We start from the raw sequence: 22,008 nt of genomic DNA, 5'->3' as shown, positions 1-22,008 counted from the left end.
ACAGAACTGGGGAGCGTGGATCCTGTTTGATTTTTTAATTATAATAGATACATATGCATGATTCCTTGATTAAAGCTAGAAATTGAAGGAATTATCATATCCGCACCAGAAAACCGCTGTGGTTAACCCATGGGGATGAATGGCGCGTTCCTCTGTTGTGTGGAGCGGGTGGGGCAGAGGATTGCTTGTTTACATTGTTTCTGCTAGACTGTAACCTATGAAACAGATACACGCCTACAAGTATCGATTTACCCCAACTGACGAGCAGAAGCAGACGCTGGCTCGCACCTTTGGCTGTGTTCGTTTCATCTCCAATTGGGCGCTGCGCAAGAAGACCGATGCGTTCTACAACGAGCACCAGCGCCTCTATTACAAAGACCTCTCTGCCATGCTCCCTGACTTGAAAAAGCAGGAAGCGTCTGCATGGCTCTCCGAGGTGTCGAGCGTTCCTTTGCAGCAAGCCCTTCGCCACCTCGACAAAGCCTTCCTCAATTTCTTTGAAGGGCGTGCCAAATATCCTCGGTTCAAAAAGAAGCGCGCACGCCAGTCTGCGACCTATGTTGGGACGGCCTTCACCTGGCGCAATGGATGCCTCACCCTGGCCAAAATGCGTGAACCGCTCGCTATTCGTTGGTCGCGTCTCTTACCAGAAGGTGCGATCCCTTCGAGTGTGACCATCACCAAAGACAGTGCGAATCGCTACTTCGTGAGCATCCTGGTGGAGGAGGAGATGGTGCATCTGCCATCCAATGAGCAGGTGATCGGGGCTGACCTAGGCTTGACGTCCTTTGTGGTCCTCTCCGATGGGGAGATCGTGGGCAATCCCAGGTTCTTCCACAAGGATGAGAAGAGACTCGCCAAAGCGCAACGTCGCCATGCCAGGAAGCGCAAAGGCTCCAAGAATCGAGAGAAGGCACGTCTGAAGGTGGCTCGACTCCATGCCCGCATTGCGGATCGCCGCCGTGACTTTCTGCACAAGCTTTCCACCCGCTTGATCCGTGAGAACCAAACGATCTGTGTGGAAAGTTTGCAGGTCAAAAACATGGTGAAGAATGGCACGTTGAGTAAAGCGATCAGCGATGTGGGCTGGTCTGAGTTTGTGGCGCAACTCTCCTACAAAGCTGATTGGTATGGTCGAACCCTGGTCAAGATTGACAAGTGGTACCCCTCCAGCAAGCGCTGTTTCGAGTGTGGGCATGTGCTCGATTCCTTACCGCTTGAGATTCGTCACTGGGACTGCCCTGAGTGTGGCGTTCACCATGACCGTGATCTCAATGCAGCCAAGAATATTGTGGCGGCTGGGCAAGCCGTCCTGGCCTGTGGAGAGGCCGTAAGACCTGGACGAGTCTTGTCTCGTTTGGGCAAGCCTCAGCGAAGCAGGAAACTCTCGAGGTGACTCGGGCAATCCCCCGGCTTGAGCCGTGGGGAGGATGTCAACAGGTATACTTTCTCTCAAATCTGCAAATTGTGTTCCCCATCGAGAGACGAACGAGCTATTGGAATGCGGAAGATGGGCGCGCATGTCAAGTGGGGTTGCTCATGATCGTGCCAGCAGTTGAAGGCATTGATCTGTTCTGGCATCGCAGATCGCGTCTTCGCCTTCGATGAGAATGCGAAATAGGAACACGAAGAAAGGTTTAAAACACAACAATGGCTGATTCAACGCTAGAGCGCTTGTATTTCATATTAGTAATACCTGATCCTGAGTGGCCGGTTGGCTGCTATCTCGTGCAGACAAACAATGGGAAGAATGTGCTCATTGATAGTGGCTTGCCTAGAGAGAATGAGGAAGCTGATGATCAGCCTCCTATTTGGGGGAAGAATGTGGTTGAGCAACTTGCTGAGATAGGTCTAGGGCCTCTCGACATTGATACCATTGTCTGTACCCATTATGATCGTGACCATATAGGCTATCATAGCTCGTTCACCAATGCCGAGTTTGTGGTGCAGCGAAAACACCATGAGGCGGCTCTTCAGGGACTCAAGCGTTTCGCTCGTAGTCGGGTTCATTGGGATCTTTCTGGGAGAAAATACCGTCTGATTGATGGAGATGTTGAATTGTTTCCAGGATTGCAGGTAGTTGAGACGAGTGGTCATGTGCCGGGTCATCAGTCAGTCCTAATCCATTTACCACAGACAGGCGCCGTGTTGTTAGCAATCGATGCGGTCACAAGAAAAGAGTTCTGGCGTGAAGATCGGGAGACGGGGCCAAATGATATGGATAGGAATGAGACCATTGCGAGCACACGAAAGCTGATAGACCTGGCAGAACGGGAGAAGGTGACATTGGTGGTTTGTGGACATGATAGCGATGGGTGGAAGGCATTGAAAAAGTTGCCAGAGTATTACGCTTAGCTTGCGTAGGCAGGACTGAGGGATCAGCAGGGACGCTCATGGTCACACCAACAGTTGAAGGCATTGATCTGTTCAAAATAGCGAACCGCTCCATTTCAAGATGGATTCCGAGCCTCAAAACAGGAACGGTTGTGAGGCAGCCGTTTTGTAGCCAACTGGAGGCGCGTCTCTTGATTGATGTGGCTTGAATACTATCCTCACGTTGTCAGTTACGCTCGTGGCGACATCGATCAAGCATTCGCACAAGCCTATCGATTGCCCATCCCCAAGCACTCGCCATTCGCCATTGGCTACACCTTTAAAGGTAAACCCCATCACTACCTGCCCGATGCCGTAGGAACACTCTCCAACGGACAGCTAGTCATCGCCGAGGCAGGCATGGAGGATGACAAGCGTGGGGATCGTAACCTCGCTAAGGCAGAGGCTGCACGAAGACTTGCTCACCTTCAACAAGGTGTTTTCTGGATTGGCACTGAGCGCTCCCTGACCAATCGTCGCTACTACAACTTGGCCTTTTTGCATGCCAGGCGCAAGATGTTCCCCGCCTTCGCTGACATCGCCGAGGCCATAGCTTCTATTTGGCCGTGGGAAAAAATGGCCGAGGTGCAGAGGTGACGAGCCGACTTTCACACCGGTTCCGTTCTCCGAAACTTACCCAAACATGGACAAACCATACCCAGCATTCGGTTCCTGCTTCAATGCAGACAGCAAGCCTTTCGCTCGTCTAACATCTGCTCCACAGGCGTCACTTCCCGCAGAACTTGCGGTACTGCATGTTCATTGTGCCAAGGCCGCGAGATTGTTGGCGGCATTGGCATCTCGATCCTGCACACTTCCACACTCCAGACAGACAAAGACCCGATCCGAAAGCGTGAGCGCCTCATTGACCCAGCCACAACACGAACAGGTTTTTGAAGAAGGTTCCCAGCGCGAGGCCAGCAGCACCTGTACCCCTGCCTGTTCGGCTTTGTAAAGGATCTGCCGCTTGAACTCGTACATGCCCACATCCGCGATCGCTCGGGCCAATCGGCGATTCTTGAGCATGCCTATAATGTTCAAATCCTCGAGCACAATCACACGCGGTCGCTCGGCATCGGGCGCGGGTTCTCGCCACGATCTGAGCCGTCGCTTGGTGTAAGGCATCGTTGCGTACGTTGGCGATCCGGGCATGCATCCGCGAGAGGCGCTGCTTGGCTTTCTGGCGATTGCGTGATCCTTTGGCCTTGCGGCTATGACGTCGCGAGACTCGCTTGAGGGCCGTGAGTTTCTTGCGCAACGCCTTGGGATTCTCGAAGGTGCGTCCATCAGAGAGAGTCGCCAGGGTTTTCACGCCAAGGTCAACGCCAATGACGTCACCTCTGGCTGGCTGGGGTCTTTCGCTTCCTCGTGGACACAGATCGAGACAAACCACCTGCCTGCTTGCTCATGGATGGTGGCACTGCTGATCTTGCTGTTCAAAGGGAAATAGCCATGCTCTTTGAGTCGTAAGAGCCCCAAACGAGGCAACTGGATGGCATCAGGAGACACCCGAATGCTCCCGGTGAAGCGGGCGCCACCAATGGCTTTCTTCCGGCTTTTGAAGCGAGGATAGCCACACTTTCCTTTCCATGTGCCCGCTTTTTTGAGCCGGCACTTGCGAAAGAAGTGCTTGAAGGCGGCATCCAGGTCACGCAATCCTTCTTGGAAGGCGCACTTGCTGACCTCGCGCATCCAAGGCTCAGAGGGCTTGAGAGCATTGATCTCGCGATGCAGATCAATAGCGGTGGGCGTTTTCTGCCCAGCTTTGTAGGCCTCTTGTTTGCGGCGAAGACCATAATTGAAGGCCCAACGAGCGGCTCCAGCATGTTTGCGGCAGCGCGTCTTCTGCGCGTTATTGAGGTCAAGTTCTCCCCGATACCCACGGATCATCGGTTGCGCTTCCTCCCTCTGTATCGTAAGTAGAACAAATATACCAGAAAACCGCAGCTTTGGCAAGGAGGGATATATGTCTCTATTTGCCTACATCTGTCTCAAGAAATAAAAACTAACTATAGCCCCATCAATCTGGTGGAGGCCGCGATCTGGAAAAATTGTTGGAGACAGAGCGGCACAGGGTCATCTGTTGGTTGATCTGGATCAGTTCACGTTATGAAACTTCGCTCTCCGTTCTGGCCAAAATTGAGCGAGGAGAACTCTCAGGTGCAACCACCAAACCATTGGTAGAGCTATTGCATAGTCAGGGTGCAAGTGCAAACGAGAGAGAATACATTGTGGATTTGTTAGGAGAGTCGGGGGAACGAGCAGCCGTTGAACCATTGTGTACCGCATTACAGGATAGCCATCCAGACATACGCATGAAGGCGGCTTATGCCCTAGGAAAACTGGGGGAGAGGGCTGCAACGAAGCCTTTGTGCGTGGCTTTATTGGTCCTCTTTTTCTTCTTTTCTCACCACTCTGACAGATCAGCTTTCTTTTGCAACACAGCCCCCCAGGAAGGGATTCCATTGACAATCGCTTATTTCATTGGTTATACTTCTAAAAACGTTTTTGAAAAACGTTTTTAGAAGTATAAAAGTGATAGGAAAGCGCTGATGCGTCGGAAAGCCGTCACTATTCGAGATGTTGCCCAACTAGCCGAGGTATCGGTAAGTACCGTTTCACAGGTCTTGAATGGAAACATGCAATATGTTAGAGAGGCTAAACGAGAGCGTGTCCTTAATGCCGTGCGGGAATTGCGGTACCGTCCAAATGCTATCGCCCGGAGTATGGTCAAGCGGAAAACTGCCACAGTAGGCGTTGTATTTACATCTCTCGTATCTAACCTCTTCTCGCCAATTATTGAATGTATCCAGGATATCTTGCGCCCCCACGGTTATAATATTATTCTGGCAAGCACTCCCGATGCAGAAAGTGAAATCCAGGCGATTAATGCATTAAAAGATCAGCAGGTGGATGGTTTTATTTTCGTATCTTTCATGTATGCACGCTTGCAGAGTCAATCAGACCATTTATTGGACTTGAAAGAGGAGGGGATCCCTTTTGTGGTGATCAATCGTCCTCTTGAGCAAGAGTATGATTTCAATCAGATACGATTTAATCATAGGGAAGCGGGTTATCTTGCAACCAAGCATTTGATCCATCTGGGTCATACCTCTATCGCTACTATTAGTGGTCCGCTCCATCATGTCCCCCCCTGGCAGAGCGCAATCGAGCGCCAACAAGGATGGCTGGAGGCACTCAAAGAGCATAATCTAGAGGTTGTACCAGAATGGATTCGTGATGGGAATTATACGTATCAAGGAGGATACGAGGCTGCCTGCTGGTTGCTTGAACATTGGGACATAGGGCGGAAACGACCAACAGCACTCTTTGTTGCAAACGATGAGATGACACTGGGAGCATTGAGAGCGTTTTACTATCACGGAGTACAGGTACCCCATGAAGTAGCTCTGGTTACGGTGGGAGATCCTCCATACGCGGCTCATATGTTTCCTGCTCTGACAACTTTTGCTCATCCGCTGAAAGAAGCAGGGCAAATTGCCACCCGCATCCTGATCGATCAATTACATGCCACTGATTCTCTACCAACGCAGAAGATTATGCTCAGCTATCAACTGCATACACGTGAGTCCTGTGGGACAAATCCAGAGCCAAAGAGTAGGGGGCTGATAGCCCATTGACACTGGGATATCATTCTACGTGGTCATCCTGAAACGTTGTGGAGTTTTAACGCGCTCCAGATTGCTTTTTTCGGGGGAGAAGATAAGAGGCCACCCATCAAAATTTGACAAACAAGGGCTGAATACGGCCCTTCAAGTAAACGTTTTCTCTCACTGGTAACGCGTTTATAACGACTAGTGAGAACGCGTGCACAAGATTGTTAGAGTGAACCTACACAAAACAACCTGACAATTGAAGATAGGTAGCATAAGAGAGAAAGTGAGTATATTGGTTTCATAGACAAAAGATCGTCAGGAAACGTTCGCAGTCTAGCGTATTGCTCAAGGAGGAGTATGAATACAAAGACATTGGTTGCATCCAGGATGCCAACGATACGATTGGCGGGCCGTATCAGGCTCTTACTAAGGCGAATGTGGCGTTATCGGATAGTCTACCTGATGCTGCTGCCCGGCCTTCTCTATTTCGCAATCTTCCGTTATGGGCCACTCTATGAGGCCCAGATCGCCTTCAAGGATTTCCAGCCGCTTTTGGGTGTCGAAGGCAGCCCATGGATTGGCTTCCAGAATTTCGCGACATTCTTTAAGTCCTACTATTTTTCTCAACTCATTGTGAATACGCTTATTATCAGCGTAGCAAAATTGATTTTCGGCATTCCACCAGCGATTATTCTAGCGCTCGCATTAAGTGAAGTCCGCTATTTCCCGAAGTTGGCACGAATAGCCCAAACGATGTCATATCTTCCGCACTTTCTCTCCTGGATCGTTATCTTCGGTATCTTGTTAGGCTTGTTGTCACCGAGCACTGGCCTGATTAACTCAGCCATCAGTAATGCAGGAAAAGAACCCGTTGGCTTTCTGACCGACCCAAACTGGTTTCGCATTATTGTCGTCTCTTCCGATATCTGGAAAGAGACAGGGTGGGGAGCTATCCTCTATCTAGCCGCGCTACTCGCCGTTGACCCCACCCAGCATGAAGCCGCAGCCATTGATGGTGCCTCACGCATACAACGCATCCTGTATATTTCCCTGCCGAATATCAAAGACGTGATTGTTTTGGTAACGTTATTGCGTCTGGGTTCGATTCTCGATGCTGGTTTCACGCAAATTTTTGCTCTTTACTCATTGCCTGTTTACAGTGTTGGCGACATCATTGATACCTGGGTATATCGTACAGGTATCTTAAATGCCCAGTTTAGCCTGGCAACCTCGGTAGGACTGTTTAAGGGCCTGATCGGTTTATGTTTGATCTTCACAGCCAATCGCATTGCGAAACGCTTTGCTGGAACTGGTCTATACTAACCGGAAGGGGTACGAGTATATGGAGAATACTGTTGAGACAAAGCATGTCTTAAAGACGAGCGCAGGCAAATCGGGAAAGAGCAAGATCAGCACGTTCGATTGGGGGATCACAGCATTTCTGATCTTCGTTATCCTCGTCACCTTTATACCACTCTGGTATGCTGTTGTCGTCTCGGTCACTCCGCTGGAGTTGACAAAGGAATCGGGATATAACCTGTTCCTTTCACCACTGAGTTGGTCATTTGCAGCCTATACCCAGTTGATGAGCCAGAATGCCTTTCTCCAAGCGCTGTTTAATAGTGTGTTCCTAACCGTCTCTGGGGTTGTCGTCAGTATGCTGCTCACAACGTTCATGGCCTATGGGCTTATCTTCAAAGAGATGCCTGGGCGCAACCTGCTGCTGACTCTGGCTCTATTTACATTCCTCTTCAACCCCGGATTGATCCCGACATACATGGTGGTGAAAAATCTCAATCTGCTCGACAACTACCTCGCTATTATTCTGCCAAACGCCGTCAGTGTGTATAACATGCTGGTCATGAAAGCGTTCTTCCAGAATATTCCCTCGAGTTTGCGGGAGTCGGCCATTGTCGATGGGGCCAACGAATGGCAGGTACTCTGGCGCATCATTTTGCCACTGTCCAAGCCTATCCTGCTCACAATCGGACTGTTTTACGCGGTCGTGCAATGGAATGATTTCTTTAATCCGATTCTGTATCTGAGCAACAATGACTTGATGCCGTTGCCAGTTCTGCTGCGTAACATCTTGCTAGCAACGAATATTAATGATTATGTTGAAACCAACTCACTCTTTACCGCTCCACAGGACGCGCTCAAAATGGCTGCAGTAATCCTGACTATGTTACCCATGCTCGCCATTTATCCCTGGATACAGCGCCACTTCACGAAAGGTGTCCTGGTAGGTTCAGTCAAAGAGTAGCTACATTGTGTACGACTTTTCATCAGCCTTTTCGCGCTCATTTGCATATTGGGCTCGCGAGCGGGATAGAGGATGTGCTTTGTTTTGTGTTCTGATGATAGAAAACTTTGCAAAGGAGGTGAGTGACAATGTGAGACGTCTGTCTATGCGTCAAGCTCCGAAGACAGTAATTAGCATCATCACTATTTGTGTTCTGAATCGCTGCGTCATTGACATGTAAGGAGAGATACTCATGAAGGGTGTATCCACTGCACGCACATCGATTGTGTGGTCATGTCTGTTGCTAACACTCTTGCTCAGTCCGCTAGTAGCTGCCTGTAGCTGGGGGAATAGCACATCCAATGGACCGGTTGATCTGACGCTCTGGACCGTCCCATCAGCCGGCGAGGTGGGGAATCCGCCACCTGATTGGTTTCTCACGAAGACGGTGCGTGAGAAGCTGAATATCAATCTGAAAGTCACATTTCTTCCCTATGGCGATGACGGCGATAACAAAATGAATGCCGCCGCCGCCGCCAACGGCCTGCCCGACTTCTTCCAGGTCCCAGCTAACAACAATATCTTCCTGCAATGGGTCAGACAAGGATTGATTGCTCCTGTAGATTCGTTGTTTCCTTTGATGCCTGGGCGCACCAAAGATCGCTACAGCGATCCGCAGATGCAGAAAATCGCAACCATGAACGGAAAGCCATATGTGCTTCAGGAGAAGGCCGGACTAAATAAACGGCAGACGCTCTTTATTCGCAAGGACTGGCTGGACAAACTGGGATTAAAGGAGCCCAAAACGCTGGATGATTTCTTCAATGTTGCCAAGGCTTTTACCCAGAGAGATCCCGATGGCAATGGGAAGAATGATACCTATGGCTTTGCGGCAACTATCAATACCAGCGCCCCAGAATTAGGCAGCGGCTGGCGAATGTTCTTTGGAGCCTACGGGCTTCCTGATGTCTGGAACTTCAATACTCCCGGCAAAGCCAGCCTGAGCCTGCGTGATCCAGGATATCTACAAGCCGTCGAATTTCTGAGAAAGCTGTCAGATAACAAACTCATAGATCCTGCCTGGCCGACGTTAAACACCAACGACTTCCGTGCGGGCTGGAAACAACAGGGCAAATATGGCATCATCTCAGAAGATTTCTGCGCCGCTATCTGTCAGGCAAATTACCAGGCGTTTGACACCAACTACCCCAATGGCGTGTGGCAGCCGCTGGCACCGCCGCAAGGACCTAATGGTCAATCTTACATGGGCACATTTACCAATGTTGGTTTGCGCATTGCGGTCTCAAAGAAAGCGCTGGATGCGGGCAAAGGTCCCGCAATTGCCAAGTTTTTAGAGTGGACGAACACTGGTGAGGGGTACTATCTAACCGCCTTTGGTCAGGAAGGTGTCCACTACAAATTCGACGCACAGGGCAATGTTACGGGAGAAGGGGTACCTGTGCCTTTCTATTCCCATGAAGCTGCTCCTCTTAATCAGATCCGCGCTCTCGTTTATAAAAATACGACAGCTGAACTCAAGGCACGCTATAACAGCTTCAAGACAAAGAATGGGAGAACCATCGACCCCATCGAGATATATCAGACAATCGGTACGTTTCCCTGGCGAGATCAAACTGGCGGTTTTGTCATCCAGCCAGCTCCCAACCAGGCAGACATCAACCGTTACGTCGACGAGAATCTGGTCCAGTTTATCACCGGGCAGAAAGCTCTCAATGATGGGAGTTGGCAAACCTTTATCACAGGGCTTGATGGTTTGAGCGTCTCGGACTGGGAGACAAAGGCCAATCAAGATCTCAAAGCCGGGGGATTCTTACCATAAGGCGCTAGCCAGGGATGCTTGCTCTGTGAGCAAGCAGTAGGAAGAGTGATCTATGTTCCATCTGGAATGTAGATCACTCTTCTAGGCAGCATTTCTACAATGTACCCTAGAAACACGGGAGTATTTTCATGTCACGTTATCGTGCTGCAATTATTGGTACGGGGAATATTGCAAGAAGTCATATGCGTGCTCTTAATGAGTTGAAAGATAGAATTGAGGTTGTTGCGGCGGTGGATGTTGTTCATGATAGAGTAGAAGCGTTCAGTAAAGAGAATGGTATACCGAGTTTTTATCTTGATGCATCAGAAATGCTGGAAAAGGTACAGCCCGACCTCGTCCATATCGCGACACCTCCTAATATACATTACCCTCTCATAATCCAATCCCTGCAAGCAGGAGCTTCAGTATTCTGTGAGAAACCGCTCTGTACCTCGTTGGCTGAACTTGATCGTATCGCATCTGTAGAGCAGCAAACAGGAAAATATTGTAGCAGTGTCTTTCAATGGCGCTTTGGATCAAAAGGTCAACATTTCAAGCAACTGATACAGGAGGATGTATTAGGCCATCCATTAGTCGGGATCTGTCAGACCACGTGGTTCCGCAACGCGGCATATTACGAAGTGCCGTGGCGCGGCAAATGGTCAACGGAGGGTGGTGGGCCCACAATGGGACACGGTATTCATGCTATGGATCTGTTCTTGTGGCTGCTTGGCGAGTGGGATGAGGTCAGCGCCTTCACCGATACCCTTGACCGTGCCATCGAAGTAGAAGATGTCTCGCTCGCTATGGTACGCTTTAAAAATCGCGCGCTGGGCAGTATTGTCAATAGCGTCTTGTCACCGCGTGAGGAGACCTATCTGCGCTTCGACTTCCAGAAAGCCTCAGTAGAGTTGACCGGGCTGTACGGTTATACCAATGAAAACTGGCGTTTCACCCAGCCCAAAGGGCAGGAGAGTGAGGCGGTATTGGCACGGTGGGACGAATTAGCGCTAAATACTCCCTCATCACACAAAACCCAGTTGAGCCAACTCTTAGACAGCCTGGATCAAAAGAAGCGGCCATTATCCAGCACGCCAGATATACGACCAACGCTGGAATTTCTGACCGCGATCTACAAATCCGCCGCAACCAGGCAAATAGTGCAGCAAGGCTCCATCGTCGCAGGTGATCCATTTTATGATCATGTCAGCGGCATCAGACAGCAAGGATCGTAACACGCGATGAGCATGATTCAGAAGATCGACGTTTTCCCCATTTCCTTACCAGTGACACAGGCCTTCCGCTTCTCTTCTGGTAGCGCTGGCGTGGCTGGTGGAAACGCACCGATTGTGCTGGTCAAATTGACGGATAGCGAGGGGGAAGTCGGCTGGGGCGAGGGACGCCCCATGCCACAATGGGCCTACGAGACCATTGAATCAGCCACAACCGCAATCCGTACATACCTGGGTCCGGCGATTCTCGGACAAGAGATCGTAGATCGTTGGGGACTGCATCAACGCATGCATCGTGCAATTGGTCGTGGCCCTAGTACTGGCATGCCTGTTGCTAAGGCAGCTATAGATATGGCGATACATGACTTATGCGCTCGCAGCACAGGTCTGCCATTGCGAAGTTATCTGGGCGGGAGTCAAGAGCGCAATACCGTCACACTCAGCTATACCCTTACCTCGCATGATGTCAATGGGGTACAGAAAGAGATCATTGCCGCCAGGGAGAAAGGCTTCCACCATTTTAACTTTAAAGCAGCTGTAACGCCAGAAACCGATGTCGCCGTGGCGAAGGCAATTCGGCAGGCAGCCGGGCCTGATGCCTTTGTCTGGGCAGATGCGAATCAAGGGTTTCAGTCCCATGAGGCGCTAACTGTAGCACGCGGCTTCGCCGATGCAGGAGTGAATGTGCTGGAGCAACCATTCCCCGCTGACCAGTTGCAACTTATGCGACGCTTACGCAATCAGTGCCCTGTCCCCCTGGCAGTCGACGAGGCAACTGTCAGCCCTGCCGATTTCTTTCACTATGCGGCAGAGGGTCTGGTTGATTTCCTTGTCATCAAAGTGACGCGTAGTGGCGGTATCTGGCCTTCCTTGCAACAGATAGCTGTAGCCACTTCCGCTGGCTTGCCCTTACTCGTAAGCGGTCTGACTGACAGTTTACTCACCAAGCTCGCCGCATGCCAACTGGCAGCAGCATTTGGGCATCAAGGGCCGGCGGCCCTCAATGGGAGCCAATTTCTTGATGAGTCTGCACTCTATCCAGATAAAGAGGCGATAGAGTTTGATGGAAGTGTACATCTCAACAAACAAAGCGGTATCGGGGTACAACCCGATCCACAAGCACTCACTCTGTACTTAAAGGATATATAGGAATGAAACCAACGCTCACGCATACACTTCATGATGCTATTGAGATGTCTTATCAGGGGCAAACGCTGTTCAAATACACCTACGCATCGAAGAATCCGTCCGTAGAGTCCCCCAGACCATATTTTCATCCACTGAGAACGTTAGCTGGCAACGAAGTAAGTTTGTTTCGCCCCTATGATCACCTGTGGCATATTGGTTTGACGATGAATATAGCTAATCTTTCTGGAGAAAACTTTTGGGGAGGACCGACCTATGTCCGCGGGCAGGGCTATGTCCAGCTTAATAATAACGGGCACATTCAGCATACTGATTGGCAAGAGATAACATGTGACGATACAGTGCGTTGTATCGAGCAACTTCAATGGCTTGCCCATACAGGGGAAACCTGGTTGCATGAAGAGCGACAGATTGTTGTTAGCGACATCAATCCAGATGCAGGTTATTGGAGCTTGGATTTAGCATTCCGCCTGGTCAATGTCACGCAGCAGTCGCTCTCTTTTGGCTCACCAACGACGGAGGGTAGACCAGACGCTGGTTACGGCGGTCTGTTCTGGCGTGGGCCGCGCTCTTTCCTCAATGGAAATATACTGGGGGCTGATGGCTTAGAAGGGCCTGATGCTATGGGTAAGCGCTCACCATGGCTGGCATTCAGTGGCAAGCATGATGGAAATAGTGCCCAATCAACCATTGTGTTTATTGATCAACCCGAAAACCCTCAGTATCCCAATAAGTGGTTTGTGCGTAATGTTCCTTACGCTTGTATTAGTTGTTCTTTCATGTTTGATGAATATTTCGATTTACAACCTAATGAAGAGCTAGCTCTCACGTATCGTGTTGTGTTTGGCAACGGTATATGGTCACGTGTTCAAATTGAGGAATATATGACCAAACACCAGCATACAAGGTGACAAAGGCTGAACAGCTACCTTCCTTCACTGCCTATGCCATTCCGCCTTTTCTCCTCAGTGATACTCACTCCACTCGAAATGTTTTTGGAGATAGAAATGCTCCTCTATCGTTGATGATGAGGGAGCGCAAACATGTGACACCCCTCATTTAGAGGAAGAGGTTAGCGGCGGCTGACCTCGCCAAAAGAAACCTCCTGAGAGAGAGTGAAAGCGTCATTGTCAAAGAACTTTTCACCCAATCCAGGAGGTTTCCCATGTCTTCACAGTATCCCATTCCTGCGGAAACGATGTAAGGCATATGAGCCCCAAGTCGTGGCTCAGGCCACCACCAGAGATCTGGCACTCTTCTTGTTTCCCCCTGCTTGTCCACCTTGATCGCTTGCTCGATGCCCGCTTGGTGCGCACCTTCTTGCTCACCATTGAGGTCCTCATCGCCTTTCGCGACCGCCTTCACAGCCTCCTGTTCTCGGAATTGGGAGGCTACCTGCTCTGCGCCAAGCAGTGCCGCGATGGCACCAAGCGCATTAGCAACCTGCTGCACTCTCCTAAGTGGTTGGCTCAGGTTTTGCACGACGTTCTGTGGCAAGGAGCCTGCTACCGACAAGAGCAGCTTGTCCAGCGAGTATTCTTCCTCTGAATGGATGAGTTTGAGCTTATTCACAAAGCCTCCACCTTGTTTGTTGGAATGGAATAAGTGGCGCAACACACACTACCATGCTCTGGTGGATCTAAGTAATATCAATCTTAGAGGGACTGACCTCCGAGGGGCCAGCCTCAGAAGGGTCTAGCTCAGTAATGCTTATCTCAAAGGTGCCATCCTCACATATACCAACCTCGATGGGGCTAACCTCGAAAGAGCCCAACTCAGTAACGCCAACTTCCGTTGTGTTCCTTGAGATCCAAAGTTCAGCGTGTCACTCCCCCATTGGACAGTGATCTCGTCCATCCACCAGCGCGATCATCTGTTTCTGCCGCGCAAGTGTCTCACAGCCAGCGAAAGGAGGGGGAGGACCACGCAAGGGCACAAACATCATTCATTACAAAAAATTGGGTTCTCTTTGGGAACTTTTTGGTCTATTCCCGCCGTAATGCCTCTATGAAGAGAGGAGGAGATCATGAATTTCGGTGAAGATGACTGTATCCGAAAGGCTGCATACGGAGACCAGGAGGCATTTCGCTCTCTCTGGGAGACGCACCATGCCTTAGCAATGGCAACGGCTCTGCGCCTCTGTCATCATCGTCCTCTCGCAGAGGAAATCACGCAGGGTGCTTTCGTCCTCGCATGGCGTGGGCTCCCACGGTTCCAGCTTGGGCAACCGTTTCGCCCCTGGTTCGTGCGTATTCTTTACCGACATGCACTCGATGTTATGGAGCGTCAACGTCGCTATCATACCGCCCTCTCTTTTGAAGCACTGCACGAGGACGAACAAGAAAATATGCATGTGGACATGAATTTACAAGAACACATCGTCCAACGGGAGGAAATACGACATGTCCTTGCACAACTCAACGCAGATCAATGCCGGGTCATTGCCTTGCGCTATGGAGCCGACCTGACCGAGGAGGATATTGCTCACGTTCTAGGATGGCCTCTTGGAACGGTCAAATCACGTTTAAATCGTGCGAGAAAGCAGTGTCGCACGCTACTCTTGAGGGAAAGGAGATAAAGACAATGCCTAAGCGGTATTCAAGGAAAAAAACACATGATGAGCATCAAGTCGTTGAAGAGCGCCTTAGGGCGTTTTATGGACCAGCTTTACCAGAACAACCACTTCCCCTCTCGTCCTGGCAGCGGCTCTCATCGCACTTACCACCTCGCCCCCCTCAGAGACGATGGACTCGTTCCCTATGGCATTTTTCACGGCGGCAAACTCGCCAAGCGCTTCCATTCGAGATGCAAACAACGCTTTCGCGTCTTGCAGCACAGATGGATATGCCTTATGCAGCACAAAACATACAGTGCAGGGTTCTTCCACGCGTTCACGTTCCCTTTGTCTCTGTTTCTCTGTTCAAGAAACCAGCCATTTGCCTCTCACTCCCAGCCCAGCGAATCCACTCGCTCAGTCAAGCGGAACGAGATCTCTTACTCGCGAGTGGTTTCGCTCGCTCCATCTACGTCCGCCGAGCGACCTACAGAGCTACGCGTCTTGTGCTCTCAACTTTAGCATGCGTATCCATCCTGGCAAGTGGACTCATGCTTGTATTCTGGCACTCTGTTTCCTTTCTCCTTGCCCTCTTCCTCCTGGCATGTTTCTGGGTATCGACCATTGTCTGCTTCTGGCTTTTGGGTCATCACGCTCGTCAAATAGCTTTTCGAGCGGACCGATTGATGGCCGAGTGGATTGGACGAGAACAGGCATGCCGAGGCCTGCATGCGTTAGCCGCTCGCAGTCGCACTCCCTCGCGCGCTCCCTGGGGCGAGCTGTCACTCAATGAGCGCATTGCCGCCATTTGTCATTCCTCTGTCGCTGCCGAAGATGAGCATGTTACCCTCGTCAGATAAACGAGAACTGGAGGTCGGACTTCAACGCTTCGTGAAAGAAAGGCTTGGAGAATGAAGCTGCTACTCATTACCACACCATCTGAGGTGCAAAAAAGCAAGAAACTGCCACTCGAACCAACCCCTCAGCGTTCTGGTGGCTGGTTGAGGCGTATTCTGCGTCGCGTGCGCCTGCATTTTAAAGATGACCACGAGACACTGATAGTCGAAAATACGACCCAGCTTCCATGGCAGGTCTACCACGATTATCACCTGCTCGGCATGCTTGATGCCAACGAAGAACGCACCTTTCGACTCATTAAGCGTGGAACACTCAATGTACGCCCGGTCGAAGGTGAAAGTGTTGAATACCTGCTGTTACCATTGAATACTACCATCTATGCTGTACAGATTTATCAGCATCGCCTGGATGAAAAGACCGAGATATACGATATGAAGCGTATAGCATAAGAAAATAGTGCAACAAAAATGTGTTTTGGAAATGCTGCTCACACGGCGAACATGAGATTGCGAACAACATTCCTCACATAAGGAGCAACTTGATGTCAAATACCGCACAGATCAGGCAGATGCCCACATCTTTTCTAGAAGAGAGAGCCAATAGGTCCACGCGTCAGACAGATTGTATCCGGCAACAACAAACGTTCAGTGAAATCGATGTGGTCCAGATGCTGGTGTTTGGCTGGTTATACAAACCTGACACGCGCATGAAAATGCTGACCTCCAAAGAGAAATGCTATGGGCAACGCGCTTGTTTTTGCCAAACCCCTCTTCAGTGACGAATCGCTCAATGCTGTCAAGCTGTGGAGCGGACACAATAACACTATAGGCATCTATCGCTCGAACGTAGGTAATTGATGGCAACATGGTAGAATACAGACAACTTTCTTGAGGATAAGGGAATCTGTGGTGCTTCCTCTGCCTGAGTACGTCCACGCTATACGAGAGGCGGCAACTCTTTACTAAACACTATGAGGACATCGCGACGATCGACATCCGTGGGCAGATCCTCTTGGAGGATACCACAGCCACCTCTTCCCGTACTGGGTCGCCGTGAATCGGCTTGATGATAGCCTGAACCTACTTGGGCTGGGCGATGGCACGGAGGTGCTAGAGGATGCGCGCCTGCTCTGGGTGCGCCCCCTCCAAGGCGAATTCGTCTCTAAGGAATGCAAGAAGAGAACTAGGAAGAACGCCATCGTGCCTTCAAAGCACTGAACCAGAGTGAGCAAACACGGGCGCGCTCGCGACAAGCACATGCATCCCCTCGCCAGCGCGCACCCTGACGCAGATCATCTCCAATGAATCTCATATGCCCCCTTTATAGAGGACCCACATGCAGCCTTTAGAACAAGCTTAACACATTCCTAGTGCATGCGTTCTCGGTTTCCGCGCTCTCCGCGTGCTCCCCCTTGCACTCCAGGACTAACACCTCATGCACCTGGCACGACACGGCAAGAGCAGGCATTTCTTGTGCGTTTTGAAACGCCCGATGAAGCGCACAAGAATAGAACAATCAAGGGTTTGGTGCTGTTCGTGGTTTCTCTGCGAAAGCAGAGATGCTCTTCCTTCTCCCTTCACTTCAGGTGCTCTTCCAAATCGGGTCGATTCCAGTTTTCACCTCTGGATGATTTTCAAAAAACCATCGTTCGTATCTTTACTGATCCGGACCATCGTTAGTGATATAATTGTCATGCATACCGCATTTGCCGAACGGAGAGAGAAAAAGAAAGAACCACGATGTATCACACATGGTTGAGGATCACGAATGTACCTATTACGTGTAAAAAACATTTATGATGTAGGGAATGATTATTATAGGATCCATATAGAGGATCACGGTATAAATTCACGCAATCGAGAAGTTCGCCAATCGGTGAAGGGCGCATTTGCTACCTTGCGCAAAGCCATCAATGCCTATCGCCTCCTCCCTGAGTATGCTGCGCTCTATCGTACGGATGAACGATATAGTGTCAAGGGTAATTACCTGACAACCACTCATAAATCCAGGGAGGGTGCTAGAATCAAGAGAGAAACCAAACCAGAGAGAAAGGATGAGACACATGGAATGGAGAAGCACCTGGACGGACCCATTCCAAGCGTATCTGAAGCCATTCGCAAGCTTGATAAGGGATCGCAGGACGTGGCGGGCATTGCTGGAAACGGTGAAGGGGATCATCGCGAGTGGAAGTGTGATCGGCACTCGTATCGCAGCGTCTTCTCAAGAACTGAGCCAGAGTAAGAATGGGGCGCAACGGGTGTTGCGGATGGCCAAAGGAGAGAGTACCAAGCGCTCAGAGCTAGACGCCGAGGAGCTGACAGCACGCTTGCGGCAAGTGGGAGTGGGGCAGTTGCGGGAAAGCAAAGCGGACGAGGTGTGGTTCATTGCTGATGGCTCCGAGCTCTGTAAACCGTATGCGCAAGAAATGCCATATCTGATGCAGGTCCGCGATCAGAACAAGAAATTGGTGCCGGGCTACCGTACGCTCACCGTACTGGCAGTCACCCCAAAGCAGCGGGGGATTCTCTATCAGAAAGTGTTCAGTAGCGAGGAACCCGGTTTCGTGAGCGAACCCGCCGAAGTCCAAACCATGCTCATGACGGTGCATGAGGCAATGAAAGATGGCCAGGTGCAGTCTCAGGTGACCTGGGTGCTCGATAGTGGCTTTGACGATGTCGCGGTCTGGCGCACGATGTGGGAGCAGCAGGAACACGTGGTCTGCCGAGTCTGCCAGCGGAAGCGATTGGTCCAATGGCAAACAGAGTCAAAGGCCTGGAGCAAGGGGCCGTTACAGGAGGCAAGCAAACGGCTGAAGATGCTGGCAATGGTACGCACCAACATGGAGGTGCCCCTGGGGAAGCAGGCTCATCCCAAGCGGCAAGAGGTGGATGTGGAAATTTCGGCCTGCTCAGTTGGGCTCACCTATCACAGCGAGGTTCGTCGTCTGAGCCAGGAGCCAGATCAGATCCTGCCCAAGGATCTCTGGTTGGTGCAGGTGCGCATCCTCAATTGCCCGTGGGAGCCGTGGTGGTTGATCACCGACTGGCCGGCGGAAACCGAAGCCGAGGCCATGCGCATCTTTTGTATGTATCGGCAAAGATGGGGAGTCGAGGAGAGCTTCAAGTTTACCAAGACGTGCTTCGCCTGGGATGAGGTGCAAGTCCTTGATTGGCAGGCCATCAAGACATTGGTCGCTCTGGCTTGGGTTGCAGCAGGCTTTTTGTATGAGATGGGGGTGACCTTCTCCTGGGAAGAGGTCCAATTGCTCGCCAAACTCGGCGGATTTGTTCCCCATCGTGGTCGCTTTCCTGGCAAGATCGTCTTGTTACGCGGTCTGGCACGTTTGCTGGAGATGCTGGCCACTCAGGCCATTCTCTCGCGCTACGCTTCTGAGCATGGGACTTTGCCTCCCAAGATTACCGCTTTCTTACACGCTCTTTCTCCTCCCAACGAGTTATGATGGGATGTCAGTAATTACTGGTGTTTGCACAAACTATTGCTCTTACACTTTGCAACCTGGCTAGAATTTTCAGCTCCACTTGAAACATTGTTATGGGAGGCCAGGATGCGCGCCGAACAGCAATATTCTAGCTTTCAAGAGCCATATCAAGTCTCTCGGGCTGGTATAGAGAATGCATTGCACTTCTTTGGCCTGGATCATACAGCTACGCAAGAGGATCTGAAACGGCAGTATCGCCAGCTTGCCAAGCGCTATCATCCAGATATGGGCGGGGACGAAGCAAAATTCAAAACACTCCAATATGCCCATACTCTCTTGAAAACGTACATAAAGTCCGGTTCGCTTGTTGGCTAGAAAATAAGCGTGAGGAGCCCATCCCTTCACGTTGCTTTTGAGACGAACGGTCGGATACTACAAGCGATCCCATCTTGCTTCGCTCATGCCTGATGCTCCAATTCATGTTCCACAGGAAGCTAGTCTTCAACTCGTATGCTTGTGGAAGCCAACCAGGCATCCAGATCATGCAAACCTAACCGATGATCTCGTTGGTGAAAGATTGCTTGACCCCGTAGGGCATCTTCGTATCCTTGGGCTGGCATTACAGCCCGACCAGCGGGCTCGTTTAGAGATGAAAGCTCGAACAGGAGAGCATCGAGTGGCGCGAGCCAAAGTACAAAGTGAACAAGAACTCCAGCAATTAGTAGATACTCATGCCAACGAGAGGAAGTCAGCTCAGACAGTCAATCCAGCCGCAAATGGAGAAGGGCGGAAACGTAAAGGAAACCTGGTTGAAAGAGCGGCTGTCCGCGATCCAGTGGGCAATCAGACACCGTCGGCAAACACGCTAAGATGCATCTTTTCTGATGTGCTAGATATCGATCCAAAACGCTTTCAGGACAGCGGAGTGGCGTGTGGAGAATGCCCTGAATGTGCAGCATTGCGTCAACTTCAACTCCGCAATGGGATTCTTCGTTATCCTGCTCATGAGAGGCGAAAGACACAGACGCTTCAGACAGAGCAACAATGGGTGCAAGGCGAAAAGAATGATTGGAGCACCTGTAAATCCCAAATTTGGCGAAGCAATTTCAGCACAAGTATCTGAGGCAATTTGAAGGCTATTTCCTCAGATACTTGTGCCTATTTCCTTTCACAGAATGCTGCGATTTATACATGAGTATCAGCAGCGGCATGGTGGGATTTACTCGTGTGGGAATGTCGCTTGCCGCATGTGCCGGGAGAGAAACAACCATCCGGTGATAAGAAGCAGGCCACTCCACACAATGCCCACGGTCGGCAACACACCCAAATGCTCCAGGCTCAGCCCGAGTGCGAAGGAGCCGAGGGTTTGGACGCTGAACAAGATCAGGCGAGAGACGCTATTGACGCGGCCTTGCAGGGCATCGGGAACGACAGCGAAGCGATAACTGTCCATGAAGATAGCACGGATCGAGTCGGAGAGAGCAATGGCCGCGAAGACAGCTCCCAACAGCAGTGGCGTCGTGATGAAGCCATAGAGAGGGAAGAGCACCACGAACACGATCAGGGCACAGCAAAGCATGAGGCCAAAGCGTATGCGCCGCTGCAACGGCGGGCAGAGCGCCGCGCCAAGCAGATTCCCGATGCCGCCACATGCTCCGATCAAGCCGTAGAGCACCGACGGGATATGCTGCTGTTGCACAATGTCCAGGACGAGAAGCATACTGGCTGTGATGGTGAGGTTGACATAGCTGGAAATGAGAAAGATCGAGCGTATGACCATATGCTCCCGCAGCCAGGTGAGCCCCTCGCGCACTTCTTGGAGCAGGTGGTGACGCTGTGTCCTCCGTTCATCTTGCAAGGGCGAGCGTATGGAGAAGAGTGAGCTAAGCAAGATCAGGGAGGAAAGCGCGTCGGTGACGAACGGGAGCAACCTGCTGATGCTATAGAGCCAGCTACCCAGGGCGGGTCCGACAAGCGCGCTGGAGCCAACAATCACCTCGTTCTGTGCGACTGCTGTGGTGAGCTGGCTCTTTGGCACTATCCATGCCAGTGCTGCAAATTGGGCTAGCTCGTAGAAAAGCGAAATGGCTCCCAGGCTAAAGGCGATGGCGTAGAGGAGAAGCAGCCGCAGTGCTCCGCTGGAAAGGCTCAGCACCAGGGGAGTACTCGCCACGCACACCATCAAGCAGAAGGTAGAGAGCAGCATCACGCGTTTGCGCGGCCAGCGATCCACCAGCGACCCGGCGGGGAGACTCAACAGGACGTAGGGGAGCTGTCCCAGGCTATACGCGAGGGAGGCAGCAGCGATCGAACGCGTCAGTCCCACAATGAGCAGTGGAAACGCAAACTGTGTGCATGAAGTGCCGAGCGAGGAGACGGCGTTGCCGAGCCAAAGCAAGAGATAGTCACGATTGCGCCAAAGGGAAACGGGCTGTGGTGGAATGACTTCTGTGTTGGTCATGAAACATCCTTTCGTTCGACTTGTTTCTGCAAGAAGGGAAGCAAAAGGAGCCCGGCAACCGAGGCGCGGTCCAATCAACACGGGGCTGAGATACATCGCAGGATGAAGACAACACATATCCTCGCACCAACGCGATCAGCGCTGCGCGTGAGGAGGGCGCTATTCACAAACAGCCACGTAAGCCAAAAGTGCCGGGCTTACGCGGTCAAGAGCGGTTTCACACCGCCTGAGGGGAACAGATATCTTTTACTCATCGGCAAGATGATA

22 protein-coding genes and 2 pseudogenes are annotated in these 22,008 nt (G+C 51.1%); 19 read left to right on the top strand and 5 right to left on the bottom strand.

What is annotated here, in order from left to right:
* Positions 1–217 precede the first annotated feature (217 nt).
* From K3T82_RS43390 to K3T82_RS43380, 3 genes are all read left to right on the top strand, one after another.
* Complete coding sequence (locus K3T82_RS43390) at positions 218–1,396, top strand: RNA-guided endonuclease TnpB family protein (RefSeq protein ID WP_220199685.1); 1,179 nt, start codon at positions 218–220, stop codon at positions 1,394–1,396.
* A 254-nt stretch (positions 1,397–1,650) separates the two neighbouring features.
* Positions 1,651–2,355 (top strand): N-acyl homoserine lactonase family protein, encoded by a 705-nt coding sequence (locus K3T82_RS43385; protein ID WP_220199684.1) that lies wholly within the window; start codon positions 1,651–1,653, stop codon positions 2,353–2,355.
* Between the two features lie 177 nt (positions 2,356–2,532).
* Positions 2,533–2,970, top strand: a complete 438-nt coding sequence (locus K3T82_RS43380; protein WP_220199683.1) for a hypothetical protein — start codon at positions 2,533–2,535, stop codon at positions 2,968–2,970.
* A gap of 162 nt (positions 2,971–3,132) precedes the next feature.
* Here K3T82_RS43380 and K3T82_RS48730 read toward each other — a convergent pair whose 3' ends face one another.
* From K3T82_RS48730 to K3T82_RS43370, 3 genes and pseudogenes are all read right to left on the bottom strand, one after another.
* The gene (locus tag K3T82_RS48730; protein ID WP_236031914.1) at positions 3,133–3,498 is read right to left on the bottom strand and encodes an RNA-guided endonuclease InsQ/TnpB family protein; all 366 of its coding nucleotides are present in this window, start codon (positions 3,496–3,498) and stop codon (positions 3,133–3,135) included.
* A gap of 22 nt (positions 3,499–3,520) precedes the next feature.
* Positions 3,521–3,685, bottom strand: a pseudogene (locus K3T82_RS50685) (transposase); the annotation flags it as partial.
* Positions 3,682–4,263: an RNA-guided endonuclease InsQ/TnpB family protein gene (locus tag K3T82_RS43370; protein ID WP_220199681.1), complete on the bottom strand. Its 582-nt coding sequence runs from the start codon at positions 4,261–4,263 to the stop codon at positions 3,682–3,684. The gene K3T82_RS43370 and the pseudogene K3T82_RS50685, both read right to left, overlap by 4 nt.
* A gap of 197 nt (positions 4,264–4,460) precedes the next feature.
* Here K3T82_RS43370 and K3T82_RS43365 point away from each other — a divergent pair, with 197 nt between their 5' ends.
* The 8 genes from K3T82_RS43365 (at position 4,461) to K3T82_RS43330 (ending at position 13,340) form a co-directional block, all read left to right on the top strand.
* A complete protein-coding gene (locus K3T82_RS43365; protein WP_220199680.1) occupies positions 4,461–4,898 on the top strand; it encodes a HEAT repeat domain-containing protein in 438 nt (145 codons plus the stop codon).
* Between the two features lie 27 nt (positions 4,899–4,925).
* Positions 4,926–6,014, top strand: coding sequence for a LacI family DNA-binding transcriptional regulator (locus K3T82_RS43360; RefSeq protein WP_220199679.1), 1,089 nt, complete (start codon positions 4,926–4,928; stop codon positions 6,012–6,014).
* Between the two features lie 333 nt (positions 6,015–6,347).
* Positions 6,348–7,313, top strand: a complete 966-nt coding sequence (locus K3T82_RS43355) for an ABC transporter permease (RefSeq protein WP_220199678.1) — start codon at positions 6,348–6,350, stop codon at positions 7,311–7,313.
* A 19-nt stretch (positions 7,314–7,332) separates the two neighbouring features.
* Entirely contained in the window at positions 7,333–8,253 is a 921-nt protein-coding gene (locus K3T82_RS43350) for a carbohydrate ABC transporter permease (protein WP_220199677.1), read from the top strand.
* A 232-nt stretch (positions 8,254–8,485) separates the two neighbouring features.
* Positions 8,486–10,072 (top strand): extracellular solute-binding protein, encoded by a 1,587-nt coding sequence (locus tag K3T82_RS43345; RefSeq protein ID WP_220199676.1) that lies wholly within the window; start codon positions 8,486–8,488, stop codon positions 10,070–10,072.
* 128 nt (positions 10,073–10,200) lie between these two features.
* Positions 10,201–11,286 carry a Gfo/Idh/MocA family protein gene (locus K3T82_RS43340; RefSeq protein ID WP_220199675.1) on the top strand — a complete coding sequence of 362 codons (1,086 nt, stop codon included), beginning with the start codon at positions 10,201–10,203 and terminating at the stop codon, positions 11,284–11,286.
* A gap of 6 nt (positions 11,287–11,292) precedes the next feature.
* Positions 11,293–12,432: a mandelate racemase/muconate lactonizing enzyme family protein gene (locus tag K3T82_RS43335; protein WP_220199674.1), complete on the top strand. Its 1,140-nt coding sequence runs from the start codon at positions 11,293–11,295 to the stop codon at positions 12,430–12,432.
* Between the two features lie 2 nt (positions 12,433–12,434).
* A complete protein-coding gene (locus K3T82_RS43330) occupies positions 12,435–13,340 on the top strand; it encodes a DUF6807 domain-containing protein (RefSeq protein ID WP_220199673.1) in 906 nt (301 codons plus the stop codon).
* A gap of 148 nt (positions 13,341–13,488) precedes the next feature.
* On the opposite strand, the gene K3T82_RS43325 is transcribed toward K3T82_RS43330, so the two are convergent.
* The gene (locus K3T82_RS43325) at positions 13,489–14,001 is read right to left on the bottom strand and encodes a hypothetical protein (protein ID WP_220199672.1); all 513 of its coding nucleotides are present in this window, start codon (positions 13,999–14,001) and stop codon (positions 13,489–13,491) included.
* A gap of 139 nt (positions 14,002–14,140) precedes the next feature.
* Between K3T82_RS43325 and K3T82_RS50680 the strand changes: the two are divergent.
* From K3T82_RS50680 to K3T82_RS43285, 8 genes and pseudogenes are all read left to right on the top strand, one after another.
* Positions 14,141–14,236 (top strand): annotated as a pseudogene (locus tag K3T82_RS50680) (pentapeptide repeat-containing protein); the annotation flags it as partial.
* Positions 14,237–14,455: 219 nt separating this feature from the next.
* Positions 14,456–15,007 (top strand): RNA polymerase sigma factor, encoded by a 552-nt coding sequence (locus tag K3T82_RS43315; RefSeq protein WP_220199671.1) that lies wholly within the window; start codon positions 14,456–14,458, stop codon positions 15,005–15,007.
* Positions 15,008–15,012: 5 nt separating this feature from the next.
* The gene (locus K3T82_RS43310; protein ID WP_220199670.1) at positions 15,013–15,843 is read left to right on the top strand and encodes a hypothetical protein; all 831 of its coding nucleotides are present in this window, start codon (positions 15,013–15,015) and stop codon (positions 15,841–15,843) included.
* Positions 15,844–15,894: 51 nt separating this feature from the next.
* Positions 15,895–16,290: a hypothetical protein gene (locus tag K3T82_RS43305; protein WP_220199669.1), complete on the top strand. Its 396-nt coding sequence runs from the start codon at positions 15,895–15,897 to the stop codon at positions 16,288–16,290.
* A 92-nt stretch (positions 16,291–16,382) separates the two neighbouring features.
* Complete coding sequence (locus K3T82_RS43300; protein WP_220199668.1) at positions 16,383–16,619, top strand: hypothetical protein; 237 nt, start codon at positions 16,383–16,385, stop codon at positions 16,617–16,619.
* A gap of 1,284 nt (positions 16,620–17,903) precedes the next feature.
* Positions 17,904–19,301 carry a hypothetical protein gene (locus tag K3T82_RS43295; RefSeq protein WP_220194907.1) on the top strand — a complete coding sequence of 466 codons (1,398 nt, stop codon included), beginning with the start codon at positions 17,904–17,906 and terminating at the stop codon, positions 19,299–19,301.
* 105 nt (positions 19,302–19,406) lie between these two features.
* Positions 19,407–19,655 (top strand): J domain-containing protein, encoded by a 249-nt coding sequence (locus K3T82_RS43290; protein ID WP_220199667.1) that lies wholly within the window; start codon positions 19,407–19,409, stop codon positions 19,653–19,655.
* A gap of 31 nt (positions 19,656–19,686) precedes the next feature.
* Positions 19,687–20,403: a hypothetical protein gene (locus K3T82_RS43285; protein ID WP_220199666.1), complete on the top strand. Its 717-nt coding sequence runs from the start codon at positions 19,687–19,689 to the stop codon at positions 20,401–20,403.
* A 96-nt stretch (positions 20,404–20,499) separates the two neighbouring features.
* Here the strand turns inward: K3T82_RS43285 and K3T82_RS43280 are convergent, their stop codons facing one another.
* Positions 20,500–21,741 carry an MFS transporter gene (locus tag K3T82_RS43280; protein WP_220199665.1) on the bottom strand — a complete coding sequence of 414 codons (1,242 nt, stop codon included), beginning with the start codon at positions 21,739–21,741 and terminating at the stop codon, positions 20,500–20,502.
* Positions 21,742–22,008 lie beyond the last annotated feature (267 nt).

The sequence above is a fragment of the Ktedonospora formicarum genome, from assembly GCF_016587355.1.
GTDB lineage: Bacteria > Chloroflexota > Ktedonobacteria > Ktedonobacterales > Ktedonobacteraceae > Ktedonobacter > Ktedonobacter formicarum.
The sequence above is the reverse complement of the archived record's forward strand: the minus strand, read 5'-3'. Positions and strand labels throughout refer to the sequence as shown.